The organism is Parabacteroides sp. CH2-D42-20 (assembly GCF_003670185.1).
Classification (GTDB): domain Bacteria; phylum Bacteroidota; class Bacteroidia; order Bacteroidales; family Tannerellaceae; genus Parabacteroides; species Parabacteroides distasonis.
In genome coordinates this window covers 117,717-140,308 of the sequence record NZ_RAYG01000001.1, presented here as the reverse complement: position 1 = coordinate 140,308, position 22,592 = coordinate 117,717, and the positions used below count along the sequence as shown (strand labels likewise).

The 22,592-nt window shown below is 45.0% G+C and carries 16 protein-coding genes and 2 riboswitches; of the genes, 11 read left to right on the top strand and 5 right to left on the bottom strand.

Annotated features, from left to right (window positions below; all coding sequences use genetic code 11):
- Positions 1-99: 99 nt before the first annotated feature.
- The 5 genes from D7V92_RS00505 (at position 100) to D7V92_RS00485 (ending at position 5,822) form a co-directional block, all read left to right on the top strand.
- On the top strand, positions 100-690 hold the full coding sequence (locus D7V92_RS00505; RefSeq protein ID WP_008777750.1) for a Crp/Fnr family transcriptional regulator: 591 nt from the start codon (positions 100-102) through the stop codon (positions 688-690).
- 200 nt (positions 691-890) lie between these two features.
- A complete protein-coding gene (gene ahpC, locus D7V92_RS00500) occupies positions 891-1,457 on the top strand; it encodes an alkyl hydroperoxide reductase subunit C (RefSeq protein ID WP_005867400.1) in 567 nt (188 codons plus the stop codon).
- Between the two features lie 19 nt (positions 1,458-1,476).
- The gene (gene ahpF, locus D7V92_RS00495) at positions 1,477-3,030 is read left to right on the top strand and encodes an alkyl hydroperoxide reductase subunit F (RefSeq protein ID WP_121772065.1); all 1,554 of its coding nucleotides are present in this window, start codon (positions 1,477-1,479) and stop codon (positions 3,028-3,030) included.
- Positions 3,031-3,115: 85 nt separating this feature from the next.
- Positions 3,116-3,466: a hypothetical protein gene (locus tag D7V92_RS00490; RefSeq protein ID WP_005867403.1), complete on the top strand. Its 351-nt coding sequence runs from the start codon at positions 3,116-3,118 to the stop codon at positions 3,464-3,466.
- 46 nt (positions 3,467-3,512) lie between these two features.
- Positions 3,513-5,822: a TonB-dependent receptor gene (locus D7V92_RS00485; protein WP_121772064.1), complete on the top strand. Its 2,310-nt coding sequence runs from the start codon at positions 3,513-3,515 to the stop codon at positions 5,820-5,822.
- A 173-nt stretch (positions 5,823-5,995) separates the two neighbouring features.
- Here the strand turns inward: D7V92_RS00485 and D7V92_RS00480 are convergent, their stop codons facing one another.
- On the bottom strand, positions 5,996-6,988 hold the full coding sequence (locus D7V92_RS00480; RefSeq protein WP_009275330.1) for a sugar phosphate isomerase/epimerase: 993 nt from the start codon (positions 6,986-6,988) through the stop codon (positions 5,996-5,998).
- Between the two features lie 287 nt (positions 6,989-7,275).
- Here D7V92_RS00480 and D7V92_RS00475 point away from each other — a divergent pair, with 287 nt between their 5' ends.
- The 4 genes from D7V92_RS00475 (at position 7,276) to D7V92_RS00460 (ending at position 13,076) form a co-directional block, all read left to right on the top strand.
- Entirely contained in the window at positions 7,276-9,657 is a 2,382-nt protein-coding gene (locus tag D7V92_RS00475) for a TonB-dependent receptor (RefSeq protein WP_008777751.1), read from the top strand.
- Positions 9,658-9,720: 63 nt separating this feature from the next.
- A complete protein-coding gene (locus D7V92_RS00470; RefSeq protein WP_044545610.1) occupies positions 9,721-11,136 on the top strand; it encodes a DUF4374 domain-containing protein in 1,416 nt (471 codons plus the stop codon).
- A gap of 9 nt (positions 11,137-11,145) precedes the next feature.
- A complete protein-coding gene (locus tag D7V92_RS00465) occupies positions 11,146-11,976 on the top strand; it encodes an alpha/beta hydrolase (RefSeq protein ID WP_057326155.1) in 831 nt (276 codons plus the stop codon).
- On the top strand, positions 11,973-13,076 hold the full coding sequence (locus tag D7V92_RS00460) for a PepSY domain-containing protein (RefSeq protein WP_057326156.1): 1,104 nt from the start codon (positions 11,973-11,975) through the stop codon (positions 13,074-13,076). The genes D7V92_RS00465 and D7V92_RS00460 overlap by 4 nt, the downstream gene beginning before the upstream one ends.
- Positions 13,077-13,190: 114 nt before the next feature.
- On the opposite strand, the gene D7V92_RS00455 is transcribed toward D7V92_RS00460, so the two are convergent.
- The 3 genes from D7V92_RS00455 to D7V92_RS00445 form a co-directional block, all read right to left on the bottom strand.
- Positions 13,191-14,528: a threonine/serine exporter ThrE family protein gene (locus D7V92_RS00455; protein WP_008779144.1), complete on the bottom strand. Its 1,338-nt coding sequence runs from the start codon at positions 14,526-14,528 to the stop codon at positions 13,191-13,193.
- A 49-nt stretch (positions 14,529-14,577) separates the two neighbouring features.
- Positions 14,578-14,775: riboswitch (cobalamin riboswitch) on the bottom strand.
- Positions 14,776-15,041: 266 nt separating this feature from the next.
- The gene (nrdG, locus tag D7V92_RS00450; protein ID WP_008772872.1) at positions 15,042-15,542 is read right to left on the bottom strand and encodes an anaerobic ribonucleoside-triphosphate reductase activating protein; all 501 of its coding nucleotides are present in this window, start codon (positions 15,540-15,542) and stop codon (positions 15,042-15,044) included.
- A 12-nt stretch (positions 15,543-15,554) separates the two neighbouring features.
- The gene (locus D7V92_RS00445) at positions 15,555-17,762 is read right to left on the bottom strand and encodes an anaerobic ribonucleoside triphosphate reductase (RefSeq protein ID WP_121772063.1); all 2,208 of its coding nucleotides are present in this window, start codon (positions 17,760-17,762) and stop codon (positions 15,555-15,557) included.
- 262 nt (positions 17,763-18,024) lie between these two features.
- A riboswitch (cobalamin riboswitch) is annotated at positions 18,025-18,226 on the top strand.
- A gap of 48 nt (positions 18,227-18,274) precedes the next feature.
- Between D7V92_RS00445 and D7V92_RS00440 the strand changes: the two genes are divergently transcribed.
- Complete coding sequence (locus D7V92_RS00440) at positions 18,275-20,458, top strand: TonB-dependent receptor (RefSeq protein WP_121772062.1); 2,184 nt, start codon at positions 18,275-18,277, stop codon at positions 20,456-20,458.
- A gap of 33 nt (positions 20,459-20,491) precedes the next feature.
- Positions 20,492-21,421 carry a sirohydrochlorin cobaltochelatase gene (locus tag D7V92_RS00435; protein WP_039848534.1) on the top strand — a complete coding sequence of 310 codons (930 nt, stop codon included), beginning with the start codon at positions 20,492-20,494 and terminating at the stop codon, positions 21,419-21,421.
- A gap of 73 nt (positions 21,422-21,494) precedes the next feature.
- Here the strand turns inward: D7V92_RS00435 and D7V92_RS00430 are convergent, their stop codons facing one another.
- Positions 21,495-22,592 (bottom strand): sirohydrochlorin cobaltochelatase, encoded by a 1,098-nt coding sequence (locus tag D7V92_RS00430; RefSeq protein WP_008779148.1) that lies wholly within the window; start codon positions 22,590-22,592, stop codon positions 21,495-21,497.

Below are 22,592 nucleotides of genomic sequence, written 5' to 3'. Positions count from 1 at the left end.
TTGCCTAGACTAACCTTGACTATTTAATATGTGTTTGTTTTGTTATATGCAACAAATATCTATTTTTGTAAGGAGATAAAAAATGATATAGATCAGAAAATGATGAATAGTATGAAGACACCACAAGAAATAGCCGAAATGATATCCAAACGTTTTTATCCATTACCCGATGCGGATTTGGATTCTCTGGCCTCGATCATAGAATCAAGTAAGGCTGCGAAAGGAGAATTATTGTTGGATAACGGACAAATATCTAAATATTTATATTATGTGGAATCGGGATTATTACGCCAGTTTTACTATAAGAATAAACGTGATATTACCGAGCATTTCTCCTGTGAGGGAAATATCGTTATTTGTATAGCCAGCACATTCCAAAGAGAACCGACGCGTTTATTAATCGAGGCATTGGAACCGACGGTTTATCACCGGATCTCTTTTTCGGAATTTAGCGATTTATTGAAAACATCTTTAGCTATTAATAGATTGTACCAGAAAATACTGGAGTGGGCTTTGATGCTTTCGCAAGAGAAAGCGGACTCTTGGCGTTTTGAGTCGGCAAGAAAACGTTATCTGCGTTTTCAACAGGAATATCCGGAAGCAGCGAAACGTGCTTCTGTCAATCATATCGCCTCGTATTTATTGATGACACCCGAATCTTTGAGCCGGGTACGGGCGGGAGTGTTATAATCGTTACTGATGCGGTAATCCAAAACCCAAGATATTGAAGGGCTTATCCGTGAGGATAGGCCCTTTTTATTGATTGATAAAGTATTATCTATAACCTCATAAAATATATCGATTAAAAAAATTGTTTTAATGAAGAAATATGTTATATTTTTGTATCGGAAATAAAAACAAATAGTATTCATTTAAAAATAGGAACAAGTATGGAGCCGATTATTAATTCTCAACTTCCGGAGTTTAAAGTACAAGCTTTTCAAAATGGTAATTTCAAGACTGTAACCAACGAGGACGTTTTGGGTAAGTGGGCTATCTTTTTCTTCTACCCGGCCGATTTTACATTTGTTTGTCCAACAGAGTTGGTCGATATGGCTGAGAAGTATGAGCAGTTTAAATCAATGGGAGTAGAAATTTACTCTGTAAGTACAGACTCTCATTTTGTACATAAAGCTTGGCATGACGCTTCCGAGACTATCCGTAAGATCCAATATCCGATGTTGGCGGATCCCACTGGAGCACTGAGTCGTGCGTTTGGTGTGATGATTGAGGAAGAGGGTATGGCATACCGTGGCACTTTCTTGGTAAATCCGGAAGGAAAGATCAAAGTGGCCGAGATTCATGATAACAATATCGGTCGTGACGCTTCCGAGTTACTTCGTAAAGTTGAAGCCGCTCAGTTTGTCGCTTCACATGATGGTGAGGTTTGTCCCGCTAAATGGAAGAAAGGGGAGGCTACCTTGAAACCTAGCATTGACTTGGTAGGGAAAATCTAAATAATTAAGAGTATAGATCGTGTTAGAATCAACATTAAAAGAACAATTAAAAGGTATATTCGCAGGGTTAAATGCGAATTATACCTTTGATATATCGATCTCTCCTGCGCATGAAAGTAGACAAGAATTGTTGGATTTATTAGGTGATGTTGCCTCTTGTTCGGATAAAATGTCTATGCGAGTATCTGATGGGGATGGATTGGAATTCATTTTATTAAAGGATGGAGCGAAAACGGGGATTAAGTTTCGTGGAGTACCTAATGGACACGAGTTTACTTCCTTACTGTTGGCGATCTTGAATTCAGATGGGAAAGGCAAGAATTTTCCGGACGAGAGCATTTGTAATCGTGTTAAAGCCTTGAATGGCCCGATACATCTGACGACCTATGTCTCTTTGACTTGTACGAATTGCCCGGATGTGGTACAGGCATTAAACGCTATGACGACTTTAAATCCTCAGATCCATCATGAGATGGTAGATGGGGCTATCAATCAGGCGGAAGTTGATGCTTTGAAGATACAAGGCGTCCCCTCTGTCTTTGCGGATGGAAAACTGATCCATGTAGGACGTGGGGAATTCGGTGAATTGTTATCGAAGCTGGAAGCTCAGTATGGAATCAATGAGAGCCTGACGGAGAAGACGGTAAAACGATATGACGTGGTTGTGGTCGGTGGGGGTCCGGCTGGTGCTTCTGCCGCTATTTATTCCGCACGAAAGGGGCTGAGTGTCGCTGTCGTGGCGGAGCGTATCGGCGGGCAGGTGAAGGAGACGGTAGGAATTGAGAATCTGATTTCAGTTCCGGAGACAACAGGTACCCAGTTGGCTGACAATCTGCGCTTGCATATGCGGCAATATCCGATTGACCTGCTGGAGCATCGTCGTATAGAGAAGGTAACGATAGAAGGAAACGAGAAGGTTTTATCTACGGCTGGAGGTGAGATATTCAAGGCTCCGGCGGTTATTGTCGCTACGGGCGCTAGCTGGCGTAAATTGAATGTACCGGGTGAGGCAGAGTATATAGGGCGTGGAGTGGCTTTTTGTCCTCATTGCGACGGTCCGTTTTATAAGGGAAAACATGTTGCCGTGGTTGGCGGTGGAAATTCCGGTATCGAGGCGGCTATTGATTTGGCGGGGATCTGTTCGAAAGTAACCGTTTTGGAGTTTATGGATGAGTTAAAAGCGGATCAAGTCTTGCAAGAGAAAGCGAAGAGTTTGCCGAATGTCGAGATCTTTGTTAGTTCACAAACAACCGAGGTGGTTGGAAATGGCGACAAGGTAACCGGTATCCGTACAAAGGATCGTAAGACAGGGGAAGAGCGTGTTATTCATTTAGACGGTATTTTTGTTCAAATCGGCTTAGCCGCTAATAGTGGTGTCTTTAAGGAGATTGTCGAAACAAATCGTCCCGGTGAGATCGTGATTGACGCACATTGCCGGACGAATGTCCCGGGTATTTATGCAGCGGGCGACGTTTCCACCGTACCCTTTAAGCAAATCATTATTTCTATGGGAGAAGGCGCCAAAGCGGCCCTTTCGGCCTTTGAAGATCGGGTACGTGGCGTACTTGATTGAGGAAAGTACCTACAAATAGGTAATTTTTGAACAGCGTATCTCTTTTATCGGTTATATTACTATATTTGCGATCGAGAGAAAAGAGATGGATAGATTAAGAAAATATCTGAGGATATTACTCCCTGCGCTGTTCATAGCCTATTTGGGATGTATTATTGCGTTTACCCACGTTCATATTGTCAACGGGGTAACAATCGTCCATTCTCACCCGTATCATAAAACGGACGATGGTCGTCCGGACCATGAACATGGCTACGCCGAGTTTCAGTTGCTTCATCAGTTATCTGTCTTGCAGATAACAGGTGCGGCTTTCGTCGCTATTCTGCTGGCGGCTTTTTATTCCTTTATCCGTAACTTATCTTTCGCTCCGGTCTATCCGGACTATATCGTTCCCTTCCGGGGAAGACGTACGCTTCGGGCTCCTCCCATATTCTGATATTGTGAGATTAATAACATTGTATTACTTATCAGAATAAATTAAAATGAATAAATTTTTCATCTTTATACTATGCCTGTGCTGTGCCCTAACGGTAGCTCAGGCCACGGGAGAGGACCGTCTAAACGACTCAGACGCAAATGTTTTCGGACATGTATTGGATAAGAAAACAGGGGAACATCTTCCCTTTATCAACGTATTGTTAAAAGGTACCACGATCGGTACGACCACCGATAACTCGGGACATTATTTCCTGAAGAATCTGCCGGAAGGTAAATTTACGCTAGAATATAAAGCGCTCGGGTATAAGACTATCTCTAAAGAAGTGACCCTAAAGAAAGGAAAAACCTTAGAGATTAATGTAGAACTGGAAGAAGACCAGATCGCCTTGGATGGCGTGGTGGTATCTGCGAATCGTGCGGAAACTTCCCGCCGGTTGGCTCCCACATTAGTGAATGTATTGGATGCGAAGGTTTTTACTACGACCAATGCGGTGAATTTGGCACAGGGACTAAATTTCCAACCGGGTGTACGGGTAGAGACGAATTGCCAGAATTGCGGTTTCCAGCAAGTCCGGATCAATGGATTAGACGGACCTTATACCCAAATACTGATTGATTCACGTCCCATATTCAGCGCTTTATCCGGCGTATATGGGCTTGAGCAAATACCGGCGAATATGATCGAGCGGGTAGAGGTGATGCGAGGAGGGGGATCGGCACTGTTCGGCTCGTCCGCTATCGCCGGGACAATTAATATCATCACGAAGGAGCCCTTGAGAAATTCCGGGGAATTGTCGCATACGTTAACCTCGATCGGTGGGACATCCGCTTTCGATAATAATACGACCCTAAATGCCTCTTTGGTATCGGAAAATGGGAAAGCGGGCTTATATCTTTTTGGCCAGAACCGTCATCGTTCCGGTTTTGATCAGGATGGAGATGGTTTTACGGAGTTGCCTAAATTGAAGAATCAAACGGTTGGTTTCCGTTCATACCTGAAAACGAGTACTTATAGTAAATTGACATTCGAGTATCATCATATGAATGAATACCGCAGGGGAGGAAATCTGTTGGATCGTCCGCCTCATGAAGCGGATATCGCCGAACAGTTGGAGCATTCGATTGATGGAGGAGGTCTGAAATTCGATCTTTTCTCCAAGGATTACAAACATAAATGGAGTGTTTTCACTTCTGCCCAGAATACAGACCGGGATAGTTATTACGGGACGAACCAAGATCCGAACGCTTACGGCAAGACTACGGACCTGACGGTTATGGCCGGTACGCAATATGCTTATAGTTTTGATAAATTCTTGTTTATGCCATCGGATTTGACTGCCGGTTTGGAGTATAGTTTCGATCATTTGAAAGACGAGATGATCGGGTATAATCGCTTTACGAATCAGATGGTGCATATCGAGAGCGCATTTTTGCAGAATGAGTGGAAAAATAAGCGATGGAGCTTCTTGATTGGCGGTCGTTTGGATAAACATAATATGATGGATCATGTAATATTCAGCCCTCGTGCGAATATCCGTTTTAACCCGACGGAAGATATCAATATCCGGGCTAGTTATTCCAGTGGTTTCCGTGCCCCGCAAGCGTTCGATGAGGATATGCATATCTCGGCGGTCGGCGGAGAGGTCGCTATGATCCAGCGTGCGAAAGATTTATCCGAGGAGAAATCGCAAAGCTTGAGTGCTTCGGTCGATTTTTACCATCGTTTTAAGAATGGTATCCAGTTGAACTTCTTGGTGGAAGGTTTTTACACCAGCTTAAGTGATGTGTTTGTCTTGGAAGATATCGGGAAAGATGAGCAAGGCAATCTGATTAAGGAACGTCGTAACGGTTCCGGGGCGAAAGTGATGGGATTAACCTTGGAAGGAAAGTCGGTGTTAACTTCATGGCTATCTTTGCAAGCGGGCGCTACTTTCCAGCGAAGCCGTTATAAAGAGGCCGAGAAATGGAGCGATGACGAGAATGTGCCAGCCGAGACAAAGATGTTCCGTACGCCGGATATCTATGGTTATTTTACGGCTACTCTCACGCCTTTCAAACGTTTCACGGCTTCCCTGTCGGGAACCTATACGGGAAGTATGTTGGTGCAGCATTTGGCGGGATATATACCTTTGGATAAGGCGGTGGAGACTCCGGATTTCTTTGATATGAATATCAAGCTTGCGTATGAGTTCCCGCTTTACAAAGAGCTGAAACTAGAAGTAAATGGGGGCGTGCAGAATCTGTTCAACGCTTACCAATCCGACTTTGACCAAGGTAAGAACCGGGATTCCTCCTATATCTATGGCCCGGCTAGCCCGAGAAGTTATTTTGCCGGTGTAAAGATGAGCTTTTAATCATGTAATGCCCTTTGAAAAAACATGTACGTGTTTCGTGAAAAACACGTACGTGTTTCCGAAAAAAGACGTACGTGTTTTTTTGAAGGCAAAATAAATAAAAAGACAGTGTTCCCAAGCGTATGATCGCCCTACGGAAACACTGTCTTTTTTATGGGATAAATCGGGATGTTTTATTTAACGAACGGAGCGGCTTGCAAATAGGCGGCGCTCTTCTCTACGCCCTCGAACTGGGTACGGCCTTTTTTGTCACCTTCCAGTTCCACGTAGTAGCCGAGGATACCGATCTCGTACGCTTTTTTGAATATATTCGGGAAATTCATCATACCGGAATCACCGATGATCCAACGATCCTTGATGTGCAATAACTTAAAACGATTCGGATAATTCTCCATCCATTCCACGGGATCTTGCTGCCCCATAACGGCCCAATATACATCCAACTCGAACATAACCTTATCCGGATCGGTATTTTTCAGGAATAACTCCTCGATATAAGTACCCTTAGGAGGTGCCCACGGATTCGGGTTCTGTTCCGGTTTCTCGCCGGCTTTCAATACCCGTTTGAACTCATTGCTGTGATTATGGTAGCCCCATAGGATTCCCGCTTTCTTCGTGATCTCTCCGGCACGGTTGAAGATCTCCGATACTACTTTGGCGTCATCCTCGTTTTCGATACGGGGTAAACTCGGTTGTACCATACAACTAACACCTAGCTCGGCATGGATATCGGTTGCCTTTTTCCAGAACTCGTCGAATTTGGGCATATTCTCTTTCGTGTACTCACGAAGAGAAGGGGTCAGGTGTGAGCTACTGATTCTCAAACCGGCATCATCCACCATTTTCTTATAATCCTTGGAGGCGATGAATGTCGTATTTTTAGGATTATAATCACCGAATTTACCAGTGTCTTCCCTATATCCGAAAATCTCCAGATCGGTATATCCTGCTTTTGCCAATCGGTTCAACCCGTTAGGCATATCTTGCAGTAACTCCTGTCCGAGCGAATAGGTTTGCAATCCCATCTTTTTCCCGGCGGTTGCCGAGGATACCGCATCCGTGGCGGGTATGGATCTGGTGGGATTTGAAGCCATTACTTTTTGGCTGGCTATGCCCCCTAAAGTAAGTAATGAAATGTTTCTCAAAAATGTTCTTCTGTCTGTCATGGTGATAAAGAATTAAAATTAAACATCTGTTTCTCGCAAATATAGTTAACCTTTTTGAAGTTTATTAAGAAAATGTCTCTCAAAAACTTGCGATTGGGTTTAAATAGATTTAAAATTTGACATAACTCAATTTTACGAACTTACTCCATACATCCAATTACCTGAATAAGGGGATTGTTTGGTATACCTCCGTGGATTTTTAATGTGATTTTACCCATTCTTAGGTATTGTGGGGCGGTAGTCTCTGATCGTAACTTTGCAACGTTTTAAATAACATAATTGATTAAATGATGATGAAGAAAATCAGAGGGCTTTTCCTCTCCTTTTTATTATTGCTTATTTCCATCTCGGCTTTTTCTCAACATAAAACAATGATATCGGGTAAAGTCCTGTCCACGGAAAAAACAACCGTGGATTTCGCTACCGTTTATCTAAAAGGTACGAATTACGGCGGGACTACGAATGAGGAAGGTATCTATCATCTTCAAGCTCCCGCAGGAGAATATACATTAGTAGTATCGGCTATCGGATATAAGACGGTAGAGAAACCCGTGAAACTGATGCGTGGGGAACGGACAAAGATGAATGTGGTAATCAGCCCTCAGGCTACGGAGTTGGATGAGGTGGTTGTCGTTTCTAATGGCGTGACCCGGCTCAAGCGTTCTGCGTTCAATGCCGTGGCCCTCGATACGAAAGCCTTGCAAAATTCAACCCAGAACTTGAGTGAGGCTTTGGCTCAAGCGCCCGGAATGAAGATCCGGGAGTCTGGCGGTGTCGGCTCGGATATGCAACTGATGATGGATGGATTTACCGGCAAGCATATCAAGATCTTTATCGATGGGGTTCCGCAAGAAGGTGTCGGCAGTTCTTTCGGACTGAATAACATTCCGGTGAATTATGCCGAGCGTATAGAGGTCTATAAGGGTGTGGTACCGGTGGGTTTCGGAACAGACGCTATCGGAGGTGTTATCAATATCATCACCAAGAAGAACCGGAACAAATGGTTCTTGGATGCTTCTTATTCATACGGGTCTTTCAATACGCATAAATCTTATGTGAACTTCGGACAAACTTTCCGGAGCGGACTCACGTATGAGATCAACGTTTTCCAGAATTATTCGGATAATAATTACTATGTGGATACTCCGGTGAAGGACTTTACGACCGGAGCGATCAATAAGAAAAAGATCGAGCATGTGAAGCGTTTTCATGATACGTATCATAACGAGGCCGTTATCGGGAAAATCGGTTTCGTGGATAAGAAATGGGCGGATCGTTTGATGTTCGGGTTTACCTATTCACATATGTATAAAGATATACAGACGGGCGTACGCCAAGAAGTGGTGTTTGGCGGCAAATATCGGAAGGGATACTCGATCATGCCGTCGTTGGACTATCGCAAGCGTGATTTCTTCGTTAGGGGCTTGGATGTGGTATTGACGGCGAATTATAATAAGAACATGACGAACAATGTAGATACCTCTTCCTATGAATATAATTGGCGTGGCGAGATGCGTCCGCTCCGGATGCCCGGCGAGCAATCTTATCAGAACACCCGGTCGGATAATAATAACTGGAACGGAACCTTAACAGCTAACTACCGTATCGGTAAGGCGCATACATTCACGTTCAATCACGTGATCAATGCGTTCCGGCGTTCGAATCAGTCTCTTTTGAACGAGGACTCGGAAGCGAACGCTATCCCGAAGGAAACCCGTAAAAATATCAGCGGTCTTTCGTATCGCTTGATGCCGACGGAACATTGGAACTTGTCTGTGTTCGGTAAATATTACAACCAGTTTATCGCGGGGCCTGTCGCTACTTCCTCGGCTCAAGATGACTATATACGTACGACCAATTCGGTAAGCGCGATGGGATATGGGGCCGCGGGAACTTACTTTATCTTGAAAAGCTTGCAAGCGAAATTGTCCTATGAGAAAGCCTATCGCCTGCCGACCAATGAGGAGATGTTTGGCGATGAGGACCTTGAGACCGGCGATATTTCCTTGAGACCGGAGAACAGCGATAACGTGAATCTGAATTTAAGCTACAACGAGACATTCGGTAAGCATTCCGTATATGTGGAAGGCGGATTGATCTACCGAAATACGAAAGATTATATCCAACGGAATATATCGGATTTGAGCGGCGGTAAATATGGCGCTACCTATGTGAATCATGGTCGTGTAGAGACCAAGGGTTACAATATCTCGGTTCGCTACGGTTTCGCTAACTGGGTAAGCGTAGGAGGAAACTTTACGCAGATGAATGTAAGGGATAACGTGAAGACGGTTACCAGCGGGACGAACCAAGAGAGCTTGACATATGGCGCACGTATGCCGAATCTTCCTTATCAGTTTGCCAACTCGGATGTGACCTTCTACTGGCGTAATTTGTGGAAGAAAGGCAATACGCTAAGTGTCACTTACGATAATTTATATATGCATAGTTTCCCGCTGTATTCGGAGGCAGTAGGCAGTGAATCCGAATTTGTGGTACCAACTCAATTCTCGCATAACCTGACACTCTCTTATGGTATACAGAACGGGCGTTACAATATCTCTTTCGAGTGCAGGAATCTCACGAACGAGAAATTATACGATAACTTCAGCTTGCAGAAGGCTGGCAGGGCTTTCTATGGTAAGGTGAGGGTTTATTTCGGTAATTAATTTAAAGTGTGACTATCTTTTATTTATCAATAATTAATTCAAAACATAATAGATTAAAACAACATGAAGAAGAATTATTTAATGACAGGTCTTGCCGCCGCGTTATTGGTTGGGGGAGTATTTACTTCTTGTAGTGACGACGATCCTGTAAACCCGGATAACGGAGGCAACGGGAATGGAAATGGCGGAGGATCGACCTCGGAGGCGGTTTCGAGCTATGTAGTCGCCGCTTCTGTCGGTGACGCAAATTACTTGTTGACAGCCGATACGCTGGGTGATGGCTCTATCTCCGCTAAAAACAACGGACTCACTACGGAAAGCGGTACGCAATGGATCTTCTATAAGGATAAATATTTGTATCGTTTGGTTTACAACCAGGGAAATGCCGGTGTTACTTCTTCATACGTACTGAATGCGGAAGGTAAGATTAAAGAGCGTGATAATACTTACGAGATCAAGCGATTTACTTCTTATGGTATCTACGGCGACTATATCATTACATCTTCTACCGGTGATCTGGGTGAGGAATATGCGGACGAGAATGGTTATCTGCCTAAAGGCTTCTTGCTCTCTTATCTGGATGTGGCCAAAGAGACGTTTACGACAAACACGAATACGATCTTGTCGGAGAATTATTTGGGAAATGGCGAGTTCGTTACGTTAGCGGGTATTCTCCAAGCGAACGGCCGGATCTATTCTGCGGCTATCCCGATGGGATTGAGTAAGTACGGCGTGAAAGCGGAGGGAGGTAAATATGTTAAATACCCGGAGCTGGTAAAGACAGAATCCGGAGGAAGCGGTAGTGGCGCTTACGAAAAAGGGGAATTGCAATGGACGCAATATCCGAACGAGGCTTGGGTCGCTATTTATGCGAACGAGAAATTCGAGAACCCGAAACTGATAAAGACGGATAAGATCAGTTATGCTTGCGGACGTAACCGTTCTCAATACTACCAGACCATTTGGACGGCAGACAACGGCGATGTGTATGTGTTCTCGCCCAGCTATGCCAAGACGATGACCGCGGAGGTACAGAAAACGACTTTGCCGGCCGGTGTAGTTCGTATTAAGGCTAATGCGGAGGAGTTTGATCCTGATTATTATTGTAATTTGGAGGCACAGACGGGTGGTAAGGCATTCTTGCGTTGTTGGCATATCACGGAAGATTATTTCTTGTTGTTGATGTATGATCGTCCGTTGACTGAATCCGGATTCGCCGCGAAAGAGTTGGCTATTTATAAAGGAGAGGATAAGAGTCTTACTTACGTGAAGGGGCTGCCTTCCACGGATGTTATTTCCGGATTTGGCAATACTCCGTTCTCGGAGGATGGTATCGCTTATATGGCGGTTACGACTACCGATGGAAGTCAACCTGCCGTGTATCGTATCGATCCGAAGACAGCTACCGCAACAAAAGGTCTTACCGTTGAGGCAGAGCAAATCAGTGGTGTAGGTAAATTGACTGCCGCTCAAGAGTAATAAGCAAGTATGAGTCGGACTCACATTCTTTTAATATTCCTCCTGCTCCCGCTAACCCTGCGGAGCCAGGAGGATATTTGTATAGGAAAGGAACTGGTTTTGTACTCTACCGTATTGCAAGAAGACCGGAGTTATTGGATAAACCTGCCGGAGCATTATAATATGGATACGAAACAACGCTATCCGGTTGTTTACCTGCTAGATGGAGATTCTTTCTTTCATTCGCTGGTAGGCATAAGGAAAACGTTGGCATCCGGTAGAGGTAAATATCTACCTCCCTGTATTATTGTCGGGGTATTAAATACGGATCGGACACGTGATTTTACGCCTACCGCTTCAGCCGCCGGACGGGATGGTAAAATCTCCATAGATGCGATTCCGCAAGGAGGGGGAAGTGAGGCTTTCAGTAAGTTTCTTACGGAAGAACTTCGTCCTGCTATCGATAGTGCCTATCGCACGAACGGCTGGAATATGCTTATCGGTCATTCGTATGCGGGGCTTTTCACCTTGAATACGTTTCTTCGTCATACGGAATTATTTGATACCTATCTAGCGGTCGACCCTAGTTTGTGGTGGGATCAGGGGCGGTTGGTCCGGGAGGCGGAGGCTTTGGTTGCAGGCCGTGATTTTAAAGGGAAAAGCCTGTATATCGGTGTCGCGTCTAAAAAAAGGACGGACCGGGTGGACATTCATCTTGACAAAGTGAGTTATCTTCTTTCGGAGGTTTTGCCACAAGCGGAGAACCTGCGTTTCTTTAGTAAATCATTTCCCGACGAGAACCATGGAACGGTAGCGGTTCCGGGTATATATGACGGGATTAAACAATTATTCGGAAAATGAGAAAATTCTTTGCGAAAGTACATTTATGGCTATCGATACCTTTTGGCATTATTATTGCGATTGTCTGCCTGACCGGGGCGATTCTCGTCTTTGAGACAGAGATATTAGAATTAGGCTACCCTTCCCGTTATTTTGTAAAGGAAGTAAAAGGGGAACCTCTCTCGCCTGCCGCCTTGATAGAATCGGCGCGCCAACAATTACCCGATTCGGTTCGAATAAACGGTATTCGGGTATCGTCTGACCCGAGACGAACTTATCAACTGGTATTACCGGGGAAAAAGGCCGCGGGTTTTATTGATCCCTACACCGGGGAGGTGACCGGGATGGATGACGGACAAGGTTTTTTCCTGAAAATGATGCGTCTTCATCGTTGGTTACTTGATGAGTATAAACGGGATGGAAGTTTTTCTTGGGGAAAATCAATAGTTGGCTATGCGACTTTGGTCTTGGCGATTATTATTATAAGTGGAATCGTAATTTGGTATCCCCGTAATAAAAAAGTATTGAGAAACCGGTTGAAAGTAAAGACCAAGGCTGGTTGGTTCCGTTTCTTCTATGATTTACATGTCTCCGGGGGATTCTATGCGGCATTGCTCCTGCTTATCTTAGCGTTAACCGGATTAACATGGTCGTTTGGTTGGTATCGAAATGCCTTTTATAGTGTCTTCGGTATTAGTGCAAACCCGCCTCAAGCGCATCATGCTCCAGCTTCTTCCGGCGCAAAGAAACCCGCGAAGAAAAAGACGGATTACACACAATGGGCTGAGGTGTTATCGGCATTGAAAAGCCATTATCCGGACTTTAACTCAATCACGATCCAAGATGGCTCCGCTACGGTTTCTACGGCCCGTTATGGGAATACAAGAGGAAGCGACCGTTACTCCTTTGATCCTGCTACGGGTGAGATTACGGAAGTCCAATTATATAAAGATCTCCCAAAATCGGGGAAGATAAGAGGATGGATTTATTCCGTACACGTCGGCTCGTGGGGGGGAATGACTACCCGTATATTGACTTGCTTAGTTTCCTTGTTGGGGACGATCTTCGCAATAACCGGCTATTATTTTTGGATAAAGAAACAATTCAGGAAACTGAGATGAAAAGAAAGAGGTATGTTTGACCCACATACCTCTTCATAAATCTAAACCAATCAAGTTGAATACGCAAACGTTACAATAGTAAGGGTGCGAATACCCACGAATGATCAGCTAAAGTCACCACTCAATAAACTTACCTCTTTGCCTGCGTTTCTCCAACTCCTCTTGCAGATAACGTTGACGGTCTTTGGCGATGTAACGACGGGCGAAGATATTGGGGACGGCTACGCCTAAAGAGATACAAAGGATGATGAGGGCGGAGTTAATACCATTGGAGAAGGCGTTCGTAACCTCGCCGATCACCCCGTGAAGGTTGATAAAACCTAATAACGAGCGATACATCAATACTCCCGGGATCATTGGGATAACAGAAGGGATCGTCAATACATGGTTCGGTACATGGAACCAATGAACCGCTTTCACCGCAATCAGGCTGACAACGAAACTTCCCATAAACGAGCCGATCACGGGACCATAGCCCAGCTCGAAGTTCACGAAGTTCCGGATGCATACGGCGATAATACCGCCTAAAGCAACCACCCATAATAAACGGCGTTGGATATTGAATATCATAGAGAAACCAACGGCGGATATGGCGGCCGCTATCGCATATACGTAATACGGATCATGTGGGACCATGCTTAGTTCGCTGAATTTATGGTCGATCGATACGTCGTTCATCACGAGCAGGCGCAAGGCGAAAGCGATACCGAAAGTCATTGCCGCTACCATCATCACCGTGTTTGCGGCACGGGTAATACCGACCAGCAAGTGATTATCGATCATATCGTCTACAAAATTAATCAAAGGTACGCCCGGTACGATGAATAGGGCACAAGCCAGTAACGGGAGATACGGAGTACCGGATATTCCCAGAAAAGATGAGGCATATGCTAGACAAGTACAAATAAAGGCGGCAAGAGCGATCCCCATGTAGGCGTTAAGGCCAGCCTCTACACAACGGGCACGCACCCTGAAACCGATAAAAGTACAGATCGAGGTTAACAAGAACGCGATCCAGTCTCCTCCAAATAACTTACAGAAACCTCCACAAGCGAATCCTGCTCCGATCGCTACGATATAAGGGGTATAATTCCGAGGTTGGCGAACTATCTTTTCCAATTCTTCCTCATATTTATCCAAGGAATAATCTTGCTCGATCGCCCGCCATGAGAGCTTGCTGACCTGTGATATCGTTGTCATGTTAATACCATGTTTCTCGCATTTCTGGAATTTGGAGAATGAGTTTCGCTCATCGCTTACGTTCACCATAATCATGGTCCATCGGATATCGATATGCAATTTCTCCTCGGGAATCCCCATAAAGGCGGCCACCCGCTTCATGTTGCGCTCGATACGGTTCGTATCGGCGGCACTTTCCATCAACAATTTTCCCGTACGGAGCAAAAGATCCAATTTGCGCCGTAATAACAATACTTCCTTGTCTGTCATCATCTTCTTTTTGTTCTTATATATGTGTTCTCTATACCCTAACCCACGAGGATATGAATCTTAAATGAATGGCAGGTCTTCTGACTGACTCCCATTCTAATGCCTTCCCGGCTTACTAGGCCAGTGGCGAAAGTAGTATTAGAATGTTAAAGGAGTTTCACAGCAGCGGGACTGTACCGGATTCTCACCGGATTCCCTTTTAATCCGTATGCCCGAACGAGCGAACGGAACCAATTCGGATGCAAAGGTATGAAATCATGCTAATATCCGTCTCGCTTCAGTAAGAATAATTATCCGGATACTTATATATTCTTTGTTGAATGCGCTTCTATTCTATAAATCACGACGTGGTCTGTACAAATCACGCCGTGGATTTTATAAACCACGCCGTGGTTTGTACAGACCACGTTGAAAATTGAGGAATAGATGCTGATGTAATTCTCTTTATATATAAGAGAATGGATGTTTATTTCTTGTTCCGTACAAGATTTTATGCATGTGTGTGCCTTAAAAGCCTTAAATAAAAGGATCGTACTTGTATTTTACGATTTCCTTTTTATTTAAAGAAGCTTGTACGTCAATTAACCGTTGGTTGCTGCTTCCCCGGAATAAAAGGCTCTCATCCCGAAGGGTTTGTTTGTAGCGGCCATCTACCAATACGTCGATATAGGATAATAAGGCGGCTTGTGCCGGGTTCTTTATCAGGTCCTCGAATTTATATCCCGTGTAGCACCAGATCGTCTTTTGGCTTTTTTCCTTGATCGCCTTGGCTACCTCGGTGAAGCCTTCCGGCTGGAACATGGGATCTCCACCACTGAAGGTGACGTTGGCGAACTCGTCAGCCAGCACTTTCTCCACGATCTCTTCCGTTCTTACTTTCTTCCCTTTATGGATATCCCATGATTCGGGGTTGTGGCAACCCGGGCATTTGTTCGGGCAACCCGCCGCATAGATGGCGGTCCGGAATCCCGGACCGTCTACGGTGGTATCTTCGATGATATCTATGATAGACAACATGGTAATTGAAAATTAGTTGTGGGTGATGCGGTCGTTCAGCTCGGATAGCTTGGCGTTGTTCCAACGGTCGGTGGTTCCTACCAAGTAACCGGTGATGCGTTGAAGTTTGTCCAAGTGTTTGCTGCCGCATTTCGGGCAGGCTTCCAGATTCGGGGTGGAGTTCTCGTAGCCACAATCCAGACAACGGTTACGATTATGGTTTACGGAACCGTATCCGATATTGTATTTATCCATCATATCCACGACACGCATGATCGCTTCGGGGTTATGGGTAGCGTCGCCATCCATCTCTACGTAAAAGATATGGCCGCCACGAGTCAAATCATGATAAGGAGCTTCCACTTCGGCTTTATGACGGGCGCTGCACTTATAATATACCGGGACGTGATTAGAGTTCGTATAATAATCCCGATCCGTGATACCGGGGAGCGATCCGAACTGCTTACGATCTTTTCCCGTGAACTTGCCGGACAAGCCTTCAGCCGGAGTTGCCAGTACGCTATAATTGTGTTGGTATTGCTCAGAGAATTGGTTGGCACGATCCCGGATATACGTAACGATCCTTACGCCTAAGGCTTGCGAATCCTCATCTTCGCCATGATGCTTCCCGGTAAGGGCTACCAAGCATTCGGCCAGTCCGATAAAGCCGATACCCAAGGTGCCTTGGTTGATAACGGAGGCAATCGGATCGTTAGGCTTCAATTTTTCCGAGCCTAACCACAAGGAAGACATTAACAACGGGAATTGCTTCGCGTAAGCGGTTTTCTGGAACTCCATACGCTCATGCAACTGACGAGCCGTAAGTTCCAGCATATGATCCAGTTTAGCGAAAAATAGGGCGATACGCTCTTCCTTATTCTCCACTTGCATGCACTCGATAGCCAATCGCACGATATTGATCGTCGAGAAGGATATATTACCTCGTCCGATAGAAGTCTTTGGTCCGAAACGATTCTCGAATACACGGGTACGGCATCCCATGGTCGCTACCTCGTGGATATAGCGCTGAGGATCGTCCGCTTTCCAATCCTCGCTTTGGTTGAAGGTCGCGTCGAGATTCAAGAAGTTCGGGAAGAAACGACGGGCGGTGACCTTGCAGGCCAATTGGTAAAGATCGTAGTTACGGTCTTCCGGCAGATAGCTTACGCCTCGTTTCTTTTTCCATATCTGGATCGGGAAGATAGCGGTCTCGCCGTTACCTACGCCTCTGTAAGTGCTTTTTAATAACTCCCGGATGATGCAACGACCTTCCGCCGAGGTGTCGGTCCCATAATTGATGGAGCTGAATACCACTTGGTTGCCTCCACGGGAATGGATCGTGTTCATATTATGGATAAAAGCCTCCATCGATTGGTGTACACGGCTTACCGTGCGGTTGATGGCATGTTGTATAATGCGTCTATCACCGCTTAATCCATCCAAGGTCTGTGTCTGGTAATCGTCGATAGGCTTATTATATAAGTGGGAGAAATCCTGTCCGTATAAATCCTCTAAGGTCTTTACTTCCTCGATAAAGCTATTACGTACGTAAGGTGCTAGGTAGAAATCGAACGCCGGTATCGCCTGTCCGCCATGCATCTCGTTTTGGGCGGTCTCTAGAGAGATACAGCCAAGGATGCTTGCGGTTTCGATTCGTTTAGCCGGACGTGATTCGCCATGACCGGCGGAGAACCCGTATTTCAGGATGCGATCCAACGGGTGTTGTACGCAGGTCAAGCTTTTAGTCGGATAATAATCTTTATCATGAATATGGAGGTAGTTGTTAGATACGGCTTCCTTGACCTCTTCGCTCAATAAATAGTCATCTACAAACGGCTTGGTGGTCTCGCTGGAGAATTTCATCATCATGCCGGCGGGTGTATCGGCGTTCATATTCGCGTTCTCACGGGTGATGTCGTTGGATTTGATATTGATAATCTCCAAGAACATATCCCGTGTTTTCGCCTTGCGGGCTACGCTTCGCTGATTTCGGTAAGCGATATATTTCTGCGCTACGTCCTTCCGGCTACTGGCCATCAATTCCAGTTCCACGGCATCTTGAATCGCCTCTACGGTCATTTGAGGTTCTCCCTTGAATGAGATATGATCTGTGATCTGGCGAATCAGTTGCATATCTTCTCCCTTGTCTGTATGCAACATGGCTTTACGGATAGCGGTTACTATCTTCTCCTCGTTGAAGCCAACGATACGCCCGTCCCGTTTAACAACTGTCTGTATCATGATGTCGATTAATTTGTGATTGATTATGCGTGCAAAGGTATCTTATTACACTATATGATTTTCTTTTTGGAAAACTTTTTGCTGATTAAATTATGTTAAGGTGTTAATTTGTAGTGCGTTGTGAAAAGTTTTGGAAAACTTTGTGTCTTGTATGATTGCTTTTGTTTTCCTTTTTGGCGATGTGGTGTGTTGTAAGCTTCTCTTTGTAAAGCTTTTAAAGAACATAAGCTGGGATATATTTTTGTTTATATAAAATAATTCATACTTTTGCCCCCGTTTTGGTGATGACGTAAAACCATCCGGTTTCGTCATAAAGAGGGAATCCGGTGTGAATCCGGAGCAGTGCCCGCTACTGTAAGCTTTTGTAAAGTAGAAAACATTTCTCATACCACTGTCTGTAAAAGACGGGAAGGTCGTTTTCTACGAGGTAAGTCAGGAAACCTGCCAAGCGTTTTTATTGCTGTTTTTCTCGGGGTCAGGAAAGCGGAAATATACATAATAACAAATCGTTTATGAAAAGAAAGTGTTTGTGCGCGGCTTTAGCTGTAAGTTGTGCGATAAACGTATCATTTGCGCAGGTACGTTTACAGGGTAAGGTCGTGGATGAAAGTAATGAACCAATTCCGGGCGCGAATATCCGCGTGTCGGAATCCTTGAATGGTACAACCACGGATGCTAGCGGAAAATTTGAGCTGAACCTTCCCGATGGTAGACATCGTATTCGTGTGACTTACCTTGGCTATGAGCAAGGCGTGTATCAAACGGATCACTCGGAAAAAGATGTCGTTATTAAGCTGAAAGAAAAGTATGTGAATATCGATCAAGTGGTGGTAACCGGTACCGGTTCGCATCGCCGCATGAGTAATTCCCCTATTCCCGTGAAAGTGCTTACGGGAAAAGACTTGAAAGAGGCGAGCGTAACCAATTTCCAAGATGCGATGACCAAGCTGAATCCGAGTATCGTATTTATGGAAAACGGACAGGGGGCTACGATGAATATGAACGGATTGACAGAGAAATACGTGGTTATCTTGGAAAACGGTAAGCGTTTGGCCGGCGATGATACCTATTCCCGTATCGATATGTCTAACGTAAAACGGGTAGAGATCTTGAACGGGGCCGCTTCCGCTTTGTATGGTAGCGACGCGATCGCCGGCGTTATCAATATCATCACGGATGATTCCCGCAATAAGGTGAACGTGACGAGCAATAGCCGTTATGGTAGCAAGAACCAATTCTTGCAGTCGGTCAACGCGGACGTGAATGTAGGGAAGTTCGGTTCATATACTTCTTATCAATATCAACGGGCCGATGGTTGGCAATTAAATCCCTATACGGAGAGTAAAGGCGAGTTGGTTCCTACCAATAAGCAAGCTTCCGAGGGATTTCACCGGAACGTGATCAACCAACGTTTCACGTACGACGTTACGGATCGTTTGTCTTTTTATGTGCGTGGTACTTTCTTCGGACGTTCCAGCGATCGTCCGATGCCGATGGATAAAGTGAATACGACCAACTATGATATGAGAAAAGAGACGTTCACTTATGGGGCGGGCGCTCAATACATGATTAATAAGAACTCTTATTTGAACGCTGATTATCTGTCGGACAATCATAGTACGTATAAGGATTTCTTTGATGGAAAGAAAAGCGGAGAGAGTGATATGACGAAACGGATTCATTACCATAACTTGAATGTCAAGGGAATCTTTCGTCTGGGCAAGTATAATAAGCTTTCGGCTGGTGCGGAGTTCATTAAAGAGTTACTGAGTAGCGAGACGGATAACATAGCGGGTAAAAGTATGTACACGACCGCGCTTTATGCGCAAGACGAGATCAATATCAATGAGCATTTCCAAGCGTACGCGGGTTTGCGCTATATTTACCATGAGAATTTTAAGAGTTATGCGACTCCTAACGTGGCTTTGCTGTATAAGGTAGGCGGTTTTAATTTCCGCGGATCGTATGCGGCTGGTTTCCGTACACCTGAATTGAAAGAGTTGTATACGGAATCGGAGAAGAAAGCGTCTGGAGCGACTCGCCTTACGATCGGTAATCCGGATCTGGACCCGGAGAAGAGCGACAATTTCACGTTGAGCGCAGAATATACGATGCGGTATTTTTCTTTGTCCGTGTCCGCTTTTATGAATAACGTACGTAGCATGATTAACTATAAGATATTGGATACGGCGGAACGGGATGCTTATAACACCGCCCATGGTACGGATTATGATGAGATACAGATGCGTGCGAATATCGATAAAGCGAAGATCAAAGGTATTAACGTGACCTTCAATAGTTATCTGGGAGCGGGCTTTACCTTGAATGGTGGCTATAGTTTCATGGATGGAAAGAACGTATACGAGGATGAACCTTTGGATAAGACCGTTAAGCATAGTGGTACGGTAGCGGCTATGTGGTCTCATACTTGGAATAAGTATAAGCTGAACGTGAATTTTAACGGACGTATCCAAGGGGAACGTTATTCTACTTCTTATGGATACGCACCGAAATATTCCTTGTGGAATCTCAATACGAGCCATACGTTTAGAGCCGGCGATTTCTTGTTGGAACCGGGAGTAGGTATCGAGAACCTTTTTGATTATGTAGATGATCGTCCCTTTAATTACAATTACGCTACATTGACCCCGGGCCGTACCTATTACGTCAGCCTTCTGGTCCGTTTCAAGCAGTAAACTGTCACATGTCAACTATTAACTAATATAATAATGTATAGGGGATTTTTACGATCCATGTTTGTTTGTTCACTCCTGCTCGGGCTCGCCTGTTCATTATGGGCGAAACCCGGGCGGGAGTTTTACGCTTCCGATATCCGGGAGAGCATGGAAAAGGGAGATAAGTTAGCGATCTTGATGGTACATTTCGGGAGTGCTTACCCGGAAGCTCGTACCCAAGTACTCGATGTGATGAACAAGCGTGTCAAGGAGGCTTTCCCAGACGTGGAAGTCCGGCAGGCTTATAGCGCCCGTAGCGTAGTGAGTCGGTTGAGGGCGCAAGGTGTTTGGGTTCAGTTGCCGGCGGACGCCTTGGTGGAGTTGCGTGATCAAGGGTTTACCCATGTAATTATCCAACCGACTATCATTATAGAGGGTGTGGAGATGGAAGCGATCCGCAAAGAGGCGGAACAGCGAAAAGGTTTGTTTAAGGATTTGCGTGTAGGTAATCCCTTGTTATATGATGATACCGATTATGAGGCGGTGATGAAAGCGGTTTCCTCACCTTCTGGAGTGACTAAAAATGGGGCTAAGTTATTGGTGGCGCACGGAACTTATCATGCCAGTAACTCGGCTTACGCGAAATTGGGGTATATGTTCCAGACCAAAGGAATGAAAGATTATTATACCGGAACCCGTGAGGGTTTCCCTACGATCGAGGATGTAGGTGAGCAAATGCGCCAAGCCGGTCATAAGCGTGTGCAGTTGATTCCTTTTATGTTCGTACTGATTCGAGGTACGGAAAATACGGTTACGGATTTCTGGCAGAAAGGGCTACGTCAACAGGGTTTCGATGTGGATATTTATTTAAAGCCTCTAGGTGAGAATCCGGCGATCCGGTCTTTATTTATCGATCACATCCGTTTCGCCATGAAATATAAACGGGCGACGATTTTTGATCGAAAGAAATTATATACACACTGAACAATTGAAAATTGAGAATTGAAAATTAGTGAGTACTTACTGAACCAATTTTCAATTCTCAATTCTCAATTATTTACTGGTAGTCTTCTCCGGTTTCCCAAGCCTCCGCATCATTATATAATGCTTTTAGATGGTTCACCCAGATCTGACGAACAGCGTCGTAATCGCCTAAGCCTATGATCTTACAGTTCTCTAAACTTCCGTTATGGCTTTCTTTCGTGTCAATCTTGAAGCCCATCTTCAAAAGTTTTAGTCTCCAGCAAGCGTCGGCGTTAGGAGCGGCAGCGCTGAAATCATCACCCTCCTCGATACCCCAAAGGTCATTATGCGCATGGTCTCCGGCGATAGACATGAACGGAGCTAAGGAGATCGTGATCTCTTCCGGTTTTAAGTTATGATCCTCGCAGTATTTGGTAAGTTTGGAGTAGACACATTCCTCATTTGGTTCGCCTTCTTCCGGCCAGAACAACATATCTCCGTAATCAACGGTACCTACGAATACATTCTTGTTAGCGGCCAAGGCTTGCATAGCCTCTTCTGTTTCCGTGTATTTCGTATTTGCGTTATAGTTTTTATCCGGGTTACCATGTCCCATTAATAAAAGGATGTTCTTGTTATCAGCCAATTTATCACTGTAGTGGCTGTATAGGACTTTCGCTACGGCTTCCACATCATCCTCGTCGTATACCAAACAAGGGCTTTTTACGACTTGAACACTCGGGAAAGACTCGATCATGAATTTCTTCTTCACGTCCGTATTCATCAAGCTTAGGTATTCCTCACCCGGGATGATGTGTAAGGACTGTACCGCTACCTTCTTGTAACCGGCATTTCCTAGAGCTTGTAACCAAAGGTCCGGTTGGTAACGTGCGATACCGGTCTCTGCCTCTACACGATTCACGCAAGTACGGGAGGTAAATGACAAATAGATGTCCGCATCGGGAAATGCGTTCTGGAAATCGGCCAATGTTGCGTCGTAAGTCTTGATAGACTCCTTGAATGTGCTACCGAATGTACACAACAAGATCGCCGTGTCATGTTTCTTACTTGTCTTTACGACTTCTTCCGCCGGGTTTGCGGTATTGTCGTCGTCTCCATCATCACAGGAGGTAAAAACTGCGCTTGAGGCAAATAGACTCGCCGCAAGCAAAAGGTACTTAAATTTGTTCAT